Below are 1,964 nucleotides of genomic sequence, written 5' to 3' on the forward strand. Positions count from 1 at the left end.
GGAAGATGACTATATACAATCCGAATAAATATTCCATTGATACTCAAACAGATTTAACAGGGCAAGATATTGATGAAAAGGACAATAAGATTGATGATTTAACTAAAACCATTAAGGACTTAGAAAACCAGATCAAAGACTTAAATGACAAGAAACAAGAAGACCAATCAAAGATAGATGAATTAAAAGAAAAGTTAGAATCTTGCAAAGATAATGGAGAAAAACTAAAACAAGAAAAGGATAAGCTAGAAGAAGAGATTAGAGATAAAGATAATAAGATTGCTCAATTGAATAAAGAAATTGAAGATCTTAAAAACTCTAATAATGATGAACTAATAGCAGAAATTACTCAGCTTAAAGATGAATTAAAAAGATTACAAGATGAAAATGCAAAACTAAAAGAAGATTATTCATCTACAAAATGGGAGTTAGAAGCTGAGAAAGAAAAGGTAGATAAAAACGAAAATAAAATCAAAGAAATGCAAGAAAAGCTTGACTCTTTAGAAGGGGAACTTGCAAAGAAGACTAAAGAAATTGAGGATAAAGATAATAAAATTAAGGACTTAGAAAAAGCTCTTGAAGAAAAAGATGCTAAGATAAAAGAACTAGAGAATAAAAAGAAAGAAACAGAAAATACTAAGTCAGAATGTTTTAAGAAAATTGAAGAGCTTCAAAAGGCTATTGATAGTTTAAAAGAATCTTCTGGAAATACAAAAAAAGAATTAGAAGAGAAGATTAAAGAACTAGAAGAAAAACAAAAAGCTTCTGAAGAAGAAATTAAAAAGCTAAAAGAAGATTTAGATAAGAAAATTGAACAAGCCAAGAAGTTAATCGAGGAAACAAATAAAAAAGCTAAAGAAGAACCTGAGAAACAAGCTAAAGATGAAAAGGATAAAAATCTAAACCAAGACCTATCTAAAAAATTAGATGAACTTCTAAAACTCCAAAAAGAAAATAAAGAGAAGAAAGAAGATAAGAAATCTCAAGACAAAAAGTGGGACGAACTTTTAAAAGCTGATGAGAAGAATATCCTAAATCAATTTGATCTTAACAAGATGAAAAAGCAAGAAGACCAACAAGGCAAAAAACAAGTTAAAGATGAAAAAGAATTTGCAGTTTTCCAAGTAGACAAAAACTTTTATAACATTATAAAAGATGGAAAGAAAACTACAGTGTATATGGATGTAAAAGCATATATCAAGGATAATCGCATTATGCTACCTGTTAGATATGCAGCCTATACTCTTGGGTTTAATGTAGAATATGATAATAGTAAGAGAGAGGCTATCTTTTCAAATAAAGAAAATATATCCTTACCTAAAAAAACTCTAAGATTAAATATAGATACTGGTGTTATGAAAGATAGTCAAGGAAACATTTATCATTCTGACACTAAACCTGTAATTATAAATGGAAGAATTCACGCATCTATTTCTAATATAGCTAAAGCCTTTAATGCAAGCTGTGGGGATATAAGAGATGAAAAAGATCAAAGTATAGAATGGGATAATAGCAGAAAGGCAGTTTATGTCTTTAAGAATATAAAGTAAGAAAAGGAGATAACTATGAAGAAAAAAAGATTAGGGGTAGCCTTAGTGCTACTCCTTTTACTATTAAGTATGCCAAGCATATCCATAGCTAAGAGCAATGATAATGAAATAAAAAATCAGTCAAATGATATTTATTTGCCAGAAAAAAGTAAAGAATTAGAAAGCTTATTTGATGAAGATATATATGAACCATCTAATGAGAGTCAAAAAATTCCTTATCAGGAAGTGCCGAAAATACAAGAAAATAACATAAAAAATGAGCAAGTAGATAAAATAGAAAAGCCATATAAACTTGTTAAAGGTGGCAATACTAAAGCAATTAATCCATTAGCTACAAAAGAAAATAAGGCAAGAGGAACAGTTATAGAAAATGTAGATAAAAATGGACAGGATATTACACCGAAAGTAGAAGAT

General features: G+C 28.5%; 1 protein-coding gene and 1 pseudogene. Both read left to right on the top strand.

Annotated features, from left to right (window positions below; translation table 11 throughout):
* On the top strand, positions 1–1,550 hold a 1,550-nt coding region (locus L6651_RS09310), incomplete at its 5' end, for a stalk domain-containing protein (RefSeq protein WP_237037662.1).
* Between the two features lie 15 nt (positions 1,551–1,565).
* Positions 1,566–1,964, top strand: a pseudogene (locus L6651_RS09315) (CD1107 family mobile element protein); the annotation flags it as partial.

This window comes from Mediannikoviicoccus vaginalis (genome assembly GCF_928097925.1).
GTDB classification, from domain to species: domain Bacteria; phylum Bacillota; class Clostridia; order Tissierellales; family Peptoniphilaceae; genus Mediannikoviicoccus; species Mediannikoviicoccus vaginalis.